Below are 15,965 nucleotides of genomic sequence, written 5' to 3'. Positions count from 1 at the left end.
GCGCCACTTCGGAAAGCAAGCTCAAGGCGGCTACTGGAAGCCGCCGCCTAAGCTTTTCATGACCTCGTCGGAAGAGGTGCGTCGGGGCTGCCTCTGCACCGTCGAACGTCCCGTCGATGGCCGGACCGCAGGCTCGGGCTTCGGAACGGGCAAGCCCGTTACCGGATCAATCACGACAGCGCCTGTCGCAGCATTGGGATCCCCGCCGCTCCCGCCTTCGGGCGCAATGGGCTCAATCGATATATTCGGCGTCAACACGGTATTGCCATTGCCGGCATCCGCGGGCTTGGCCGCATCTTGCGGCTCTGCCTGCTGATCGGATGGAGCGGCTGGCTGCGCATTGGCGCCGGGACCGGGCGCCGCTGGTGGTTGCGGCTGAGCTGGCATCGCCGATGGCGCGTCCGGCGGCTCCGGCTGAGCCGAAGAGTTCGCGGTCCCGGCAGATTCCGGGATCACCGGCGGCAATCGTTCCATCTGCTTTTTCTTCGCAGCCTCGAGCGCCGCCGCGCGCTCGGCGGCGAGCTTCTTCCGGCGTTCCTTCTCGAGACGCACACGCTCTTCATCGACGCGCCGCGATTGTTCGAGCTCTTCGACGTTGCGCTCCATCTGCCTGACGACGAGCTCGCGCTGAAGATTGGCAACGTCGGTCTTGACCGTTACGCCCGCGAGATTGTCGAGTTGCCCGTCGTACAGCACGACGACGGCAGGCAACGTTCCCTTTGGCGGCGGCGGTGTCCAATTCGCCAGCGGAATTGCGGGCGGCGGCAACGGTCTGACGACGGACGTAAGTTGGAACGCAGCGTTCATGCCAAGCGTGGCGAGATCGGCCGTGACGTTACCTTCCGCCTGGCCGTCGGCACTGTCGAGAACGAACTTCTCGAGTTTGATCGAGCCATCGGAGATCGACATGGCGAGGTCACGGTTGCCGAGCGTCATCTTCGAACTATTGAGAGCGCCCGCGAAACCGGCCGTTATTGCACGCTGCTCGTTTTGCAATTTTCCGCCGAGCACATCGTCGACAAGCTGCGCGACCGTCGACGTCGAGGGGCCGGGAACTTCGACGTCCGCCAGCTTTGCTGTGCCCCCGCCTGTCATGACCGCGACGAGACCGGCCGGACTTTGCGCTCGTGCTTCCGCATGGAGATCGATCGTCGCCGTGCCTTTCCCGGCCGCGCTGACGGTCGCGAGCTTCGCCTGATCGAGCTTCAGCGCCGAAGTGAAAGCAACACCGTTCGACACCTTCTCGAGACCAACGCTCCCGCTCAACTTTCCGCCCGCAGCCACTGCGCTGAGATCGCTCAGCATAAGCTTTCCGGGAGCGAGCGTGAGTGTCATCCGGCCGTCGTGCGCCGCGAGACCGCCGCTCAGCTCAAGAGATTTGAAGGCAACATTCAGCGTCCCGTTCGTGTTGCCCAGCGCCGCGAAATTGAACAATCCTTCGGGCCATATCGGCTGCGCGTCAGCGGCAGCATCGTCTGCCGCATCGGTCGGGGTCGAAGCAGGCGGAGCCGGCCGAGCATCGGTCACCGCTGCAAGCAGGCTCTGAAACGCGACGCGATCTGTCTCGAGCTTACCGTCGATCCGCATCGCGTCCGCATCGGGCTTCACGGTCACATTACCCGCAAGCGTCGACGTGCCGACAGAGAAGCCACGTGTTGCAATCGTCCAATCGGGCCCTGTGCGGCCAATCTCGAGCGAACCACGCGCCGCCACATTTTCGGCGCCGCTCGGCAGCGAAACGCCCGCAGCTGCCAACGCATCGGTGAACTGCGCCGCCTTGAAATCCAGCGTTCCGCTAAGTGCCAAATTCGCATTGTCGGGCCATTGCGAATGCCCGTTGAAACTCACATTGAAATCGGAAGACGAAACGTCGGCGCGAACGTCCGCGTCTGAGCCGATGGTCCCGACAGTGACAATCGACGCGCGAGCCGGTTGTGCCCCTTGTCCCTCGCTCACCGGCGCGCGTCCCAGCATCGTCAGGAGCGACGATAAAGAGGGCGCATCGAGCGCCGTTCGCACGCGGCTTGGCCGCAAGCGCCAGCCCGCGAGACCGCCATCGAATTCCGCGGTCCCGTTGAGATGGGCTCCGTTCAACGTTCCGTCGAATGTGACATCCGTCGCCCCGGGCGCCCTGAGACCAAGCCGGATCAGCCCGGCGATTTTGCCGTCCTTCAGGCCTTTGAAGCGCTCCTCGCCGAGCACCGCGACAAGCCCGGCTTTGCTGACGAGATCATGCATCGACTCTGGCGTCGCGCCGGTGAGATCGAATGCGAACGTGCCGGCAGGCCCGCTATCGCGCGTCTCGACGCGTCCCTCGAGTTCGATTGAAAGCCCGCTTTGCGTGGTGAGCCTCGCGACCGGCAGCTTGATGTCGCGATTTTCGATCGTGAACGAGACGTCGACGTCCCGATAGGTCGTGTCTCCATCCGTCAACCGGGCCGCGATCAGGCGCAGCCGCACGTCGCCCGGCAACACGGCGCGGGGATCTTCGGCGCCCTCAACTTTCCGAAGACCGAGCGACCGCCGGAATTCGCTGCCGAGAGCGGCTGCGATTTTCGGGAAAACTTCACGCGTATCGAGATCTGCGGCCTGCAACGTCAAATCCGTTTGCTGCCGGTCTCCGCGCAAGATCTTGAGTTCGCCTGCGAGCGCCCGCCCCGACAGATCGCCGGAGGCATCCGTCAGCGCGAAATGCGTATCGTCGACTTCGAGCTTGCCAGCGGCCGAATAAGAGCCATCGGCATTGAAATCGATCGGAACCCCGGATTTCTCCGCCCACGCTTTCAATCGCCCGAAACTGCTTCCGCCGATGAACGCATTTCCGGCGAAGCTGAACTTGCCCGCGTTGTTCTTGAGATCGCCCGCGAGATCGAGCCGCGACCCGCCGGGCAGGCTCACCTTGAACGTTTTGAGATGCGTAACATTGCCTTGCCGAACCGCATCGATCGACAGGCCACCCGCGTTTTCGCCGCCGACCTTCACCTGATCGAGGCTGATCTTCGCCGTCGCGGTACTGTCACCGGCAACGGATTGCATCAATCCGCCGGCAAGTTGCTTGAGCTTCTCGAAGGACGCGCTTCCCTGCCCAGCGCCCGCAAGCCTGTCGATGTCGAGCCATTTCGATTGCAGCGAAATATCAAGCCGGGGCGATGCTGTCCAAGTCGCAACAGCCGATCCCGTGATCGTCTGCGGGGCGGCAGTGTCGTCGAGCGAAAGTGCGAGCTTCTCAAATTTCGCGCCGAGCGGATCGGCCGTCACGTCCGATGCGAGATCGAGCAGCGGCGGAGCCTTTCCAGGCGGTGTGGTCGTTTCGCTGCCAGGAATTGCGATCTTCCCCGTCCACCGGCCTTTGAATGTCGGCTTGTTGCTCAGATCGGAAACGCGCCCGTCCAGCATGTAGACGGTCGGCGAGTCATCTCCCCGCGCCGAAACCTTGAGCGCGAACGCGCCGTCTGCGGTCGGAATATCGGTCGCGAATTTCACATCATGGGCGGACCCAGCCCACGACACTGAGCCCTTGAAGCGAAACGGACCCTTGAGACCATCGGCAGACAGCTCACCGTCGATGCCATCGAGAAGGGCGACGCGCTCCGCCGCCGCATTGTAGATGGCAACGGCACCGTCGGTGAGCCGAACCGACCGGAGCGCAACGTCATGCGGCACGAACGGCATATCGCCGGCCTTTAGCTCGATATTGGTCCAATTCCCGCCACCGGCATCATCGACGGCGAGCGTCAGAACCGGCTTGTCGAGCTCGATCTGGCTGGCTTCCAAAACACCGCGAAGGATTGCCGGACCCGAAAGCCACATCGTAAAGCTCTCGGCACGGACGAATGGCTCACCCGTCTGACCGGTCAAGTTGGCGATACGGACTTTTTCGAAGCGAACGTAGGGAACCGGAAGGAGCTTCAGGTTCACCGATCCGCCGACGCGGACGTCACGGCCGAGCACTTTTGATGCTTCTTCCTCGAAAACACCGCGGTAACCGTTCCAGTCGACGAAATTGGGGACGGCGAAAAGCGCCGCAAGAACAACGACGAGGAGGCCGCCAAAGTATAATAGCCCGTTGTTCATGAACGTCTCTTTGAGCCGCGCCCGAAACGCAACGCATACTGGCGGACATCGAAATAACGTCCTGCCTTGTACACCTGTATTGCACGGCGGAAGTTCACTCTGAACCCGAAATTTGGCTCAATTCCAACAAGCGTGCAGCAGTGTTACGACAAATCGAATTCGCGTTCTTAGATCATAAGCTTACATGTCTTGTAAATGCGTTAGAGATTCTAGCGGATGTACCGAGTGGCTCACGAGAAACGCGAAGCGATAAGCTGTCGTTTTGAGCAGTCGACGCAACTCGCACGACACCTGCATCCAGAACGCAAGAACCTCAAACGCGATCTGGAAACCCCGGCGCTGAGGCCAATTCCCGAAGCACCCCTTTCCCAAACTCAAGAAAAGCAATTCCGGAATCCGAATTCTCAATCGCCACACAAACGAGGTCGGATTTATGCTGCGATGGACAAAAGCGCCCGCGCGCCTTTCCCCGGAAAGGCGTCCCAATGCCGGAAACCCGTGCGCGTCGCTCGCCCCGAAATGTTCGGCTTTCCAAACACTTGAATAGTTGTGGATCGCTGCCGCAACGCTGTTGGCGAAGCCGCGGCGCCGCGCCGCGCCGGTTGTACGATCAGCCTCGGTGGTTTACCTGAGTGCCATGACCTCAATTCAGAAGCCGAACGCCGCCGGAAGCGGAGATTTGCCGCACGACGACGATCCGCCGTTCGATCTCCCCGAGGCGCCCGCGCCCAAAGCTCCGCGCCACGACGACAAGAACAGCCCGTCGATTTCGGCGCGTGCGGTCGCGGCGGCGCGCGGCCAGCCGACGTATCTCGATGGCCTCAATCCCGAACAGCGTGACGCCGTCGAAACGACGGAAGGACCGCTGCTGGTGCTCGCTGGCGCCGGCACCGGAAAAACACGGGTTCTGACGACGCGCATCGCCCATATCCTGGCGACCGGCCGCGCCTACCCGTCACAAATTCTCGCTGTGACGTTCACGAACAAAGCCGCCCGCGAAATGCGCGAACGGATTGGCACGCTGATCGGCGGCACGCTCGAAGGCATGCAGTGGCTCGGCACGTTCCATTCCATCGGCGTCAAAATCCTGCGCCGCCATGTCGAGCTTGTCGGCCTGAAGCCTGGCTTCACGATTCTCGACGACGATGATCAGGTGCGCCTGCTGAAGCAGGTCCTCGAAGCCAACGGCGTGGACAAAGACCGCTGGCCCGCGCGTCAACTCGCAAACCAGATCGACGGCTGGAAAAATCGCGGCCTCACCCCGGATAAAGTTCCCGAAGGCGAAGCCTACAATTTCGCCGCCGGCAAGGGCGCGCTCCTGTACGCGGCCTATCAGGCGCGGCTGAAGGACCTCAACGCCTGCGATTTCGGCGATCTGCTGCTCGAATGTATCCGGTTATTCCGCGATCACCCCGACGTCCTCGCCGATTATCATCGCCGCTTCCGCTATATCCTCGTTGACGAATACCAGGACACCAACGTCGCCCAATATCTGTGGCTGCGGCTCCTGGCCAAGGGATCGCCAAACATCTGCTGCGTCGGCGACGACGATCAGTCGATTTATGGCTGGCGTGGTGCCGAGGTCGACAACATCCTCCGCTTCGAAAAGGATTTCCCCGGAGCCAAGGTCATCCGCCTTGAGCGCAACTATCGCTCGACGGCAAACATCCTCGCCGCCGCTTCCGGGCTCATTGCCAAGAACGACGGCAGGCTCGGCAAGACCCTGTTCACGGACGGCGCCGCCGGATCAAAAGTCACCGTCGCGAATTTCTGGGACGACGAGGCCGAAGCCCGCGCCATCGGCGAGTCGATAGAGAGATTGCAGCGCAAGAACGAGCGGCTGAACGATATGGCCGTTCTGGTGCGGGCATCCTCCCAGATGCGCGCCATCGAAGACCGCTTCATCACGCTCGGTCTTCCCTACCGCGTCATCGGCGGCCCGCGCTTTTACGAGCGCCAGGAAATCAAGGACGCGATTGCCTACCTCGATGTCGTCGCCAACCCAGCGAACGATCTCAAATTCGAGCGCATCGTCAACGTGCCGAAGCGTGCCCTTGGCGACACGACGGTCAAGCGCGTCCACGAGCTGGCGCGCGCCCGGGCCATTCCTCTCTATCAGGCCGCGCGAGAGATCGTCGAAACGGATGAGCTGACGCCTCGCGCGCGAAAATCGTTGTTCGATCTCACGCAGTCATTCGAACGCTGGCGCGCCAACTTGGAACACATGCGCCATACCGATCTCGCCGAACAGATCCTCGATGAGTCCGGCTACACGGCAATGTGGCAGGCGGATAAGAGTCCTCAATCCCAGTCGCGCCTCGAAAACCTCAAGGAACTCGTGCGCTTCATGCACGACTTCGACTCGTTGCAAGGCTTCCTCGAGCACGTCTCCCTCGTCATGGACGCCGAACAAGGGAGCGATGGCGATCGGGTTTCGTTGATGACGCTGCACGGCGCCAAAGGATTGGAATTCGGCATCGTCTTCCTGCCGGGCTGGGAGGAAGGTTTGTTCCCCCATCAGCGCTCGATGGACGAAAGCGGCAAAGCCGGACTCGAGGAAGAGCGGCGGCTCGCCTATGTCGGCATCACCCGCGCGAAACGCCTTGCGAAGATTTCGTTCGCCCAGAACCGTCGAACGCACGGCCTTTATCAGTCGGCACTCCCTTCCCGCTTCGTCGACGAACTTCCCGTGGCGACTGTCGAGGTTGTCGAAAGCGAGACGCCATTCGGCGGCAGGCCGGACCCGTTCGGTTATGGCGGAGGCTTCGGCCAAAGCCGTTTCGATCGCCCGGGCTCATCCGAACCCTTCAGATCGACTTACAATACCCCGGGATGGCAGCGCGCTCAGCAGTCCTGGAGTAGCGGTAGCAAGCAGGACAAGAAAAAGAGATCGCGAGGACCGCTGACGCTTGAGGGAGAACTTGTTGCAGCTTCCACCGCCAACGCGCCTTCGTTCAAAACCGGATCGCGCGTCCGCCACGAAAAATTCGGCGACGGAACCGTAACTAACGTCGATGGTAATAAGCTGACGATCGAGTTCGACGACGGCGAGATAAAGCGTGTCGTCGCAAGTTTCGTTGACCTGATATGACAGTTCTGCGAAACCTAATGCTCGAACCGTGTCCAATTCTTGCCGCGAAATTTCTTGGTATTGCCGCAATTGTACAACATGTTATCCCCAGCTCGTTGAGCGTGGGGGTTCATCAGCTAGAGCAGTCGTTTACGTCGCTGGCATGCCGGCGATGATCGGGCGTGTCTTGCGTTCAAGTCCCTGATCTACAAGAAAATTTGCGGGGACATGAAACCGAAACGGGGGACGTTCGTTTGGGAGGGTAGAGTCCTTGAAAGGAGCTATCCAATGAGCACTTACCGCTTTCCATTAAGGGGTAAGATAGGCGTCGTGCGCGGACAGGACGGGGATGTTCCGTCGCGGCGGATTGGTGCGCAGCGTGATTTGAGCCGGGCGAATCGCAGGAATTACCTGCTGACTGACACACCACCGCTGACCGAGGAGGAAATTCGAAACCTTCCGGTCGCCCATCGCTACTCATCTTGAAATTGAGAGAAAAACGCATTCGGACTCGCAACGGCATCGCTCTCGAGCGGTGCCGTTGTTATTTTGAGAATACGGCTCAAGCTGCCGCCGCCGTTCGGACTTTCAATAAATCCCACGCAGCATTGATCTGCTTGATCCGCTGTTCGCGATAGCGGCGATCAGCCTCGTCGCGCGCATGGTCCGGGTGCCAGGACATCCGCAACGCATCCACGATTTTCTTCACCGCAGCATCCGGCGCATCGGGATTGAGCCCGAGAATTCTGTAAGCCTCAAAAATCGTCGACGGTGCATCGGGCTCATGGGAAGCGGCACGTTCGTCCTGCGGCGCGGGAGCTGCGCCTTGCGCAATGCGCGTGATGCGGTCGAGATCCCGAGTAATCGCGCGGAAAGCTGATCGCAACTTCTCCGGTCCGATCTGCGTGATGCGGCGACCGAGTTCAGACGCGCGGTCGTACAAGCTGTCGAGTTCGGACGCGAGCACATCACGCAACAAAAGATCTCTGGGAAGCCCCGCAACAAGAAGCTCGGTTTCATGCAATCGAACATGCAGCTGAGCGAGCGGATTGGAATCTTCGCCATCCTCGCCATAGTCGGCCGACGCGGCTTCATAGCTTTTATAGCTCTTGCGGAAAGCGGCCGCTCCGCGAACGAATGGGGCCGCCACAAACTCCCAAACGCGTGCCGGCAGCGATCCATCCCCTGCCGCAAATTGCAGAAACTCGAACGACGCGAGTTGCCGCCGGCGAACGAAAACCAGACAGGCCGCCATCAGCGAGGCGAGCAGTGTGGAGACAACGCCCGCAACTTTCAGGGCATTCCCCGAGCTTGGCGATGCGGCCGGTGCAGCTTCCGGATCAACGACGGTGACCCATTGCGTCGCCGCAGGCTCCCGTTCTGAGCGAAGAGCGGCTGGCAAGATGACCGCGTCGGCTGCAAGAGTTTGCGACGCGACCTGCGGTAGCATCGTGGTATGCGCGAATCCTGGGAATACAAAACGGCCCCTCAGCTTGCTCACGGGAGCGTAACCGGCCGGGAGTCGCTCGGGCAAATGAACGCCCAACGCCCGAGCTGACGCGGCGACCCTCGACCAGGCCACACGCTGCCCGCCGCAATTGATCGAAAATTTGTAGATCATCATCGTTTCGCACGTCCACGCGGCCGAGCCTGAGCATGACGGGAAAGCGAGGTCCTCGCGGGGACCGATGATGCGATAGGTATTCTCTTCCGAGGGCGAGAGGCGAGGCACGCCTCCGTCCATCGTGCAACTATAAGGTAGAACGAGTTCGTCGGCGGCGACGACGCCACCGCTCCCAAGGACCATGCAAACCGCAAGGCCCGAGGCCAAAATACGCAAAGCCCCCATAACGTGCGCCCCTGAAACGAAATCCCCTCTAATTCCAGTTGTGCATGATCCTAGCCAAAGATCGGTTCTACTAAGGCGAAAATGAAAGTTATGAACCGAAAAATTGAGGACCCGAGGGAACTTAGCGATGTATAATCAACTGGCAGAGGGGCGGCTATTGAGCACCGCTCCCCGGGAAATGCTCGTCATCTTTCCGCGATGAAGAGCTGCAACGCTCGACATCAACTTCAGCGACTCGCTATGAACTTCATTGCGTAAGAAGCTGGATCGAAAAACAAAAGTTCGGGGAGTCAGTGCATGTCATCGGCAGACTTTGCGGAGGACCGGTTACGCCGGAGGCAAGGCCTGTTTCAACGGCTCGCTGACTTGGCGGACCTCGAGGCCAAGCCCGCCGAACTCCACGAGGATGTCGAAAGGCAGCCGATCGATATCCTGAAGCCCGACGACACGCGTAAACGCGAACGCTTCATTCCGGTAACCCGTTTTGCGCTATTGGACCGGCTGACGAAACCTTGGCTCTGGCCGGCAGGACAAGCTGCCGATGCCCGGCGCTTTTTCCGCTACCTCGATTACTGGCGCCAGCAGCAATACTTTGCGCTGCTGCTCGATCTCGAACAGACTTACGAGGCGTTCTCGCCCGATAGCGACCTGCTGATGACGCGCAGCTTTTCCGACGACGACCGCGCGGCATTACAGCATCGTGTTTTCGAGGGCGTCGAAAGCCTGCTGCAGCGGGCCAATTATGAGCGCATCGATCCAAACAACATCGACATTATTCTGACCCGCGACAGCCACTACGGCCTCGACCTGTTCGTCGATATGAAAGCTTTCGAGAGGATCGCGATCTATTATCGCGGCGCGACGAACCGGAAATATGAAAAGCGGCGCCTTCGCAAATTTTTGCGCAAGGAAGAATTCAACGTTCCGGTCTTCCAGCGGCTTTGCTTGATGTTCAAGTTGAAGACGGCCGAGGCGTGCATCGAAGAAGCGATGCGCGACATGAAGCTCTCGCGCGAGGCGGCCGAGAAATACGTTACCCGCAGCCGCGCGCATTTTCCGAAGAGCATGAATGAGAAGAATATCTACCTAAAGCTCTTCAAGAACATCCCACGCACCGACGTCGAAATGATCTTCCCGAACACCGAAGTCCGGTTCCGGCCGATGGACAAGCTTCGCCTCGGTGTGACGGCCAGCGGCGGCCTCGGCATGGGCGCGGCCGGTGCGGCCGGCAAGGTCGCTCTATTGATGAGCAATCCGATCGCGGCGATCGGTGCGCTTGCCGGCATTGGCGGCATCGCCTTTCGGCAAGCCATGGGCTTCCTTAACCAGAAGCAGCGTTACATGGTCATCATGGCGCAGAACCTCTACTTCCACACCATGGCCGACAACCGCGGCGTCATCCTGAAAATCGCAGCCCGCGGCGCCGAAGAGGATGTGAAAGAAGAGATGTTGCTCTATAGCGTTCTCGCAAAGGAGAAGTCGACGCGCGCCGATCTGCCGTCCATCGACCTTGCGATCGAGAGTTATTTGACCCGAACCTTCGGCGTGAAAATCGATTTCGAAATCGACGACGCGCTCGATCGCTTGATCCGCGACGGCATCGTCGTCGAAAAGCCGGACGGCAGCTTCGTCACATTGCCCCCGGCTGAAGCGGCGAAGCATATCGACGACAAGTGGGACTTGTTCCTTGACCACCTACCCGATCCCGTCAGCACGGAAGGCTACGAGTTCGAGGGCAGACCCTCGAACTGAAACATCAAATGGCATTCAAAAAATTCGCGGCGCAGTTTGGCGACCGATCCCTGGCCTACGAGACCGGCAACGCGCTTCAAGACCTGATAGAGCCGCCGCCCGACGCATTGACCGTCTTTGAAGATGGCCTCGACCGGTGGCGTCTCGAAGCCTACTTCGACGTCGAAGCCGGCGACCGCGACCTCGCGGCCGAACTCGGACCGCTCGTCCAGGGGACATTGCCGCCTTTCACCGTCGAAACCGTCCCCGACCTCAACTGGGTCGCGATTTCGCAAGCCGCGCTGCCGCCGGTCCACGCCGGGCGCTTTACGATTCACGGTAGTCACGACAAGGGACGCATAGCCGGCGGCCCGAACGCGATCCTGATCGACGCCGGTGAAGCATTCGGCACCGCGCATCACGCGACGACGCTCGGATGCCTTCTCGCCATCGACCGGCTGACGCGTTCGCGCTCGTTTCAATGGGTCTTCGACCTCGGCTGCGGCTCGGGCGTGCTGGCAATCGCCGCATCGAAAGCCTTGCCCCATGCCGAAATCATCGCCGCCGACATGGACCCGCAATCGGTGAAAGTCGCGACCGAGAACGTTCGGCTCAACGGCGCCGCGAGCCGCATCGCGCTCGTCGTTGGAAATGGCCTGGCGCATCCCAAAGTCCGGACCCGCGCGCCGTTCGACCTCTTCATCGCCAACATCCTCGCAGGCCCCCTGATCCGTCTCGCGCCCTCGATCTCCCGTTCCGTCATACCCGGCGGGACGTTGGTCCTCTCGGGCATTCTCATTCCTCAGGCCCCCGAGGTCATCGCCACCTATCGTGCTCATGGCTTCTCGCTCGCCCGCCACGACCGCCTGACGGGTTGGTCCACACTGACTCTCGAGCGGCGCTGAAATCGCCATTGCCCACTCGAAATCTGCCGCTTAGAAACTGACCCATGCTGCAGACGTTTCAATCCCAATCCGAGCCCGAGCGCGTCGCCGAACGCGTGAAGGCGCTTCGCTCGTGGATGGCACAAGCGAAAATCGACGCCGTTCTCGTTCCGCGCGCCGACAAGCATCAGGGCGAATATGTGCCGGCGTGCGCCGAGCGCCTGAAATGGCTGACGGGATTTTCAGGCTCGGCCGGAATTGCCGTCGTCACGAAGCGATCCGCCGTCCTCATGGTCGACGGCCGCTACACGGTCCAAGCCGGCGCCGAAACCGACACGAAAATTTTCGAAGTTTCACTGCTGCCGCGGAATAAGCTCTCGGAATGGCTGATCGGGCATTTGGGAAAAACCCAGGTCATCGGCTTCGATCCGTGGAACCATACGGCCGGCGAGATTGAACGGCTGCAAAAGGCGCTTGCCCCGAAGGGCGTGAAGCTCAAGCCACTCACGAAAAATCCGATAGATGTGATCTGGGGCAAGGCGCGCCCGGCGCCGCCGCAAAATCCCGTGATCGCGCAACCGATCGCCTTCGCCGGCAGAACCCCGGCGGACAAAGTCGCTGAGCTGCAAACGCGCCTCAAGGATGAGGGTCAAAGCGCCGTCATTCTTACACTGCCGGATTCGATCTGCTGGCTGTTCAACATTCGCGGCAGCGATGTCGCGCATAATCCGGTCGCGCTTGCCTTCGCAATCGTGCCCGCGAGCGGCAAAGCCGAACTCTTCATTGAGCCCGACCGTTTCGATCCCGAAGCCCGCGCCGCCGTCGCGCCCGTGGCCAAGCTACTTTCCCCGGCGACACTCGCCGCACGCTTGAAAGAACTCAAGGCGAAGGGCAAACCCGTGCGTCTCGATACAGAGACGGCAGCCTATTGGTTCGAAGCGCAGCTCGGATCGAAGCTGATCTCTCGCGGACAAGACCCTTGCATCGTTCCGAAAGCGATCAAGACCGACGCCGAAGTCATCGGCGCGCGCGCCGCACACGTCCGCGATGGTCACGCCGTCGTTCGTTTCCTTGCGTGGCTCGATGATTGGGCTGCGGATGGAACGCTTGACGAAATCACGGCCGTTCAGAAGCTCGAAGAATTTCGCCGCGACACGAACATGCTGCGCGACGTGAGTTTTCCGACGATATCGGGCTCCGGCCCCAACGGCGCCATCGTCCACTATCGCGTCACCGAAGACACCAATCGCCGGATGCGTCCGGGCGAACTCTTCCTGATCGACAGCGGCGGACAATATCCCGACGGTACGACCGACATCACGCGCACGATCGCGATCGGCGAGCCGAGCGAAGACATGAAGCGCCATTTCACGGCCGTTCTAAAGGGTCATATCGCTGTCGCCACGGCGATGTTCCCGAAAGGCACGCGCGGCATTGATCTCGATCCCTTCGCCCGCCGTGCGCTATGGCAAATCGGCGCCGATTTCGATCACGGGACAGGACACGGCATCGGCAGTTATCTTTCCGTGCATGAGGGCCCGCAGTCGATATCGCGCGCGGGAATGGCGCCGCTTCACGCCGGAATGCTGATCTCGAACGAGCCCGGCTATTACAAAGTGGGCGAATACGGCATTCGCATCGAGAATGTCGTCCTGGTCACGCAGCCCGAACCCGTCGAGGACGGCGATCGCGAGATGATGGCTTTCGAAACGCTGACCCTCGCACCCATCGACCGCCGGCTGATCGTTCCCAAAATGCTGGATACGAGCGAGCGCGATTGGCTCAACGCCTATCACAAACACGTCTTCGAGACGCTCGGACCGGGTCTCGATCCGTCCGCGCGCAATTGGCTGAAGCAGGCGACGCAGCCGGTCTAGTTCGCGCGCTGCGCCTGTCCCATCGGTTACAGCGAAAAATGTTCGCAATCGCTTAGGTCTCCACATGCATGAGCATGAGGGAGAGCATCGATGTTCCAGATCAACGAACTAAGCGCAGCACCGCATTTTCCCGAGCCGCTAAAAGCGATCCTAGACGTGACGCGGCCCGAAAATATCGTCGCGCTTCTTGCACAGGCCGCCGACGGTGACGAAGCCATCGAGGTAACGATCCGCGACGGCGAAATTTTCATTTCGCTCGCGTCAGCCTGATCGTCAACCTTGCCCGACGAGCGCGATCCACCCGTCCTCGTCGAGCACCGTCACGCCCAGAGCCCGCGCGTTGTCGAGCTTGGAACCCGCCTCGGCCCCCGCGACGACGTAATCCGTCTTTTTCGAAACCGATCCTGAAACCTTCGCACCAAGTCGTTCCGCCTGCGCCTTCGCTTCATTTCGCGTGAGCTTCGTCAGTGTTCCGGTGAAAACGACCGTCTTGCCGGTCACGGGCGAGGCTTTCGTTTGGATCCGCTCGTATGGCTTGACCGTCACCTCGTTCAAGAGCGCATCGACCTGCTCCCGATTGTGCTGCTCGCCGAAGAAATCGACGAGCGCATCGACGACCGTCTCGCCGATGCCTTCGATATTGTCGATGTCCTCATAAGCATCGCTGCCTTTGCCGCCTTCGATCGCAGCATCGACGGCCGCTCGCAATGCTTCGAACGTGCCGTAGGCCTTGGCGAGATCCTTCGCCGTCGTCTCTCCGATATGCCGGATGCCGAGAGCAAAAAGAAAGCGATCGAGCGCCACTTCTCGCCGCGCTTCAATCGCCGAAAAAAGCTTGCGGACCGAAGTCTCCTTGAACCCTCTGACCTTCGTCAGCGGCTCGTCGGAATCCCGATCGCGTCCCTCGAGCGTGAAGATGTCGGCCGGTGACTTGATACGGCCGGTATCGAAGAAGAACTCGATCTTCTCCGCCCCGAGCCCGTCGATGTCGAACGCGTTCCGGGAGACGAAATGTTTGAGACGCTCCTTCACTTGCGCCGGACAGATTAGCCCTCCGGTGCAGCGGCGGACGACGTCTGCCTTCCCGGTTTCTTCCACGGACTCGCGCACGGCGTGGCTGCCGCAAACCGGACAGACCGTCGGAAATTCGTATGGCTTCGTATGAGAGGGCCGCTTGTCGAGCACAACCTCGACGACCTGCGGGATGACATCGCCCGCACGCTGGACGACGACCGTATCGCCTTCGCGAATGTCCTTCCGCGCGATCTCGTCCTCGTTATGCAGCGTAGCGTTCGACACGACGACACCGCCGACCGTCACCGGGCGAAGCTTGGCGACCGGCGTGAGAGCCCCGGTCCGCCCAACCTGAATATCGATCTTTTCGAGCACTGTCGTCGCGCGCTCCGCGGCGAACTTATGCGCAATGGCCCAGCGCGGCGACCGCGACACGAACCCGAGCCGATCCTGGTAATCGAGCCGGTTGACCTTGTAGACGACACCGTCGATGTCGTAGCCGAGCCCCGCCCGGTCCCGCTCGATATCGCGGTAGAATGCGAGCAAATCCTCGATCTTCGTCGCGACGTGCATCAGCGGATTGACCGGTAAACCCCACCGCTTGAAAGCCGCGACGACGCCGGCTTGCGTATCGGCGGGGAGTTCCGATGCGGCACCCCAGGTGTAAGCAAAAAACCGCAGCGGCCGTTTTGCCGTGATCGACGCATCGAGTTGCCGAAGCGACCCTGCAGCCGCATTTCGCGGATTGGCGAAAACCTTGTCGCCACTCGCCGCCTGCGCCGCGTTGAGCTTCTCGAAATCCTTGTGCCCGAGATAGATCTCGCCACGGATCTCGATAACATCGGGGATATCGCGGCCCTTGAGCGTGTGCGGGATTTCGCGGACCGTTTTGATGTTCGCCGTTACGTTCTCGCCTTCCGTGCCATCGCCGCGCGTCGCCGCCTGGACGAGAACGCCCGCCTCGTAGCGGATGGAAATCGACAGCCCGTCGATCTTCGGCTCGGCCGTAACCTCCAAGACGTCGGTGTCGCCAAGCTTCAGAAAGCGGCGCACGCGCTCGACGAAATCGACGACGTCCTGATCGTCGAAGGCGTTGCCGAGCGACAGCATCGGAACATCGTGGCGGATCTTACCGAATGCCGAGACCGGCGCGGCGCCGACAGTCTCCGTCGGACTACCGGCGCGGCGAAGCTCGGGGTGCGCCTTCTCGAGTTCGTCCAAACGACGCCGAAGCGCATCATACTCGGCATCGGAAATTTCCGGCGCGTCTTGCCGGTAATAGAGTTCGTCGTGGTGCGAGATCTCGGCCACAAGCCGAGCCATCTCCGCCTCGGGAGCTTCCTCTTTTGAAGGCGCGGAAGCGCTGCCCTTCGATCTCTTTTTTGAACCTGCTGGAGACATGACGATCTCGGATCACGGGAAGCAAAGCAGAAAGCGCGGCAGGATCTCCGGCCGCGCTTCAAATT

8 protein-coding genes are annotated in these 15,965 nt (G+C 60.8%); 5 read left to right on the top strand and 3 right to left on the bottom strand.

Features of this window, described 5'->3' with window-relative positions; all coding sequences use genetic code 11:
- Window positions 1-30: 30 nt before the first annotated feature.
- Window positions 31-4,074, bottom strand: coding sequence for an AsmA family protein (locus K2Q04_RS07595; RefSeq protein ID WP_291161438.1), 4,044 nt, complete (start codon window positions 4,072-4,074; stop codon window positions 31-33).
- Window positions 4,075-4,711: 637 nt separating this feature from the next.
- Here K2Q04_RS07595 and K2Q04_RS07590 point away from each other — a divergent pair.
- A complete protein-coding gene (locus K2Q04_RS07590; protein WP_291161436.1) occupies window positions 4,712-7,165 on the top strand; it encodes an ATP-dependent helicase in 2,454 nt (817 codons plus the stop codon).
- Window positions 7,166-7,706: 541 nt separating this feature from the next.
- Here K2Q04_RS07590 and K2Q04_RS07585 read toward each other — a convergent pair.
- Window positions 7,707-8,951, bottom strand: coding sequence for a J domain-containing protein (locus tag K2Q04_RS07585; protein ID WP_291161433.1), 1,245 nt, complete (start codon window positions 8,949-8,951; stop codon window positions 7,707-7,709).
- Between the two features lie 339 nt (window positions 8,952-9,290).
- Between K2Q04_RS07585 and K2Q04_RS07580 the strand changes: the two genes are divergently transcribed.
- The 4 genes from K2Q04_RS07580 (at window position 9,291) to K2Q04_RS07565 (ending at window position 13,755) form a co-directional block, all read left to right on the top strand.
- The gene (locus K2Q04_RS07580) at window positions 9,291-10,745 is read left to right on the top strand and encodes a TMEM143 family protein (protein WP_291161430.1); all 1,455 of its coding nucleotides are present in this window, start codon (window positions 9,291-9,293) and stop codon (window positions 10,743-10,745) included.
- 8 nt (window positions 10,746-10,753) lie between these two features.
- Window positions 10,754-11,629 carry a 50S ribosomal protein L11 methyltransferase gene (locus K2Q04_RS07575; protein WP_291161427.1) on the top strand — a complete coding sequence of 292 codons (876 nt, stop codon included), beginning with the start codon at window positions 10,754-10,756 and terminating at the stop codon, window positions 11,627-11,629.
- Between the two features lie 44 nt (window positions 11,630-11,673).
- Entirely contained in the window at window positions 11,674-13,485 is a 1,812-nt protein-coding gene (locus K2Q04_RS07570; protein WP_291161425.1) for an aminopeptidase P family protein, read from the top strand.
- Between the two features lie 90 nt (window positions 13,486-13,575).
- Window positions 13,576-13,755 (top strand): hypothetical protein, encoded by a 180-nt coding sequence (locus K2Q04_RS07565; protein ID WP_291161422.1) that lies wholly within the window; start codon window positions 13,576-13,578, stop codon window positions 13,753-13,755.
- A 3-nt stretch (window positions 13,756-13,758) separates the two neighbouring features.
- On the opposite strand, the gene ligA is transcribed toward K2Q04_RS07565, so the two are convergent.
- The gene (ligA, locus tag K2Q04_RS07560; protein ID WP_291161421.1) at window positions 13,759-15,822 is read right to left on the bottom strand and encodes an NAD-dependent DNA ligase LigA; all 2,064 of its coding nucleotides are present in this window, start codon (window positions 15,820-15,822) and stop codon (window positions 13,759-13,761) included.
- Window positions 15,823-15,965 lie beyond the last annotated feature (143 nt).

Source organism: Hyphomicrobium sp. (genome assembly GCF_019753045.1).
Lineage (GTDB): Bacteria > Pseudomonadota > Alphaproteobacteria > Rhizobiales > Hyphomicrobiaceae > Hyphomicrobium_B.
Note: the sequence above shows the minus strand (reverse complement) of the source record. Positions and strands in the feature narration are given on the sequence as shown.

Excerpts from the sequence above, each read along its gene's own strand:
- K2Q04_RS07570 (WP_291161425.1), top strand. The coding sequence starts at position 11,674 with ATGCTGCAGACGTTTCAATCCCAATCCGAGCCCGAGCGCGTCGCCGAA.
- K2Q04_RS07585 (WP_291161433.1), bottom strand. The coding sequence starts at position 8,951 with ATGGTCCTTGGGAGCGGTGGCGTCGTCGCCGCCGACGAACTCGTTCTA.
- ligA (WP_291161421.1), bottom strand. The coding sequence starts at position 15,822 with ATGGCTCGGCTTGTGGCCGAGATCTCGCACCACGACGAACTCTATTAC.
- K2Q04_RS07590 (WP_291161436.1), top strand. The coding sequence starts at position 4,712 with ATGACCTCAATTCAGAAGCCGAACGCCGCCGGAAGCGGAGATTTGCCG.
- K2Q04_RS07595 (WP_291161438.1), bottom strand. The coding sequence starts at position 4,074 with ATGAACAACGGGCTATTATACTTTGGCGGCCTCCTCGTCGTTGTTCTT.
- K2Q04_RS07565 (WP_291161422.1), top strand. The coding sequence starts at position 13,576 with ATGTTCCAGATCAACGAACTAAGCGCAGCACCGCATTTTCCCGAGCCG.
- K2Q04_RS07580 (WP_291161430.1), top strand. The coding sequence starts at position 9,291 with ATGTCATCGGCAGACTTTGCGGAGGACCGGTTACGCCGGAGGCAAGGC.
- K2Q04_RS07575 (WP_291161427.1), top strand. The coding sequence starts at position 10,754 with ATGGCATTCAAAAAATTCGCGGCGCAGTTTGGCGACCGATCCCTGGCC.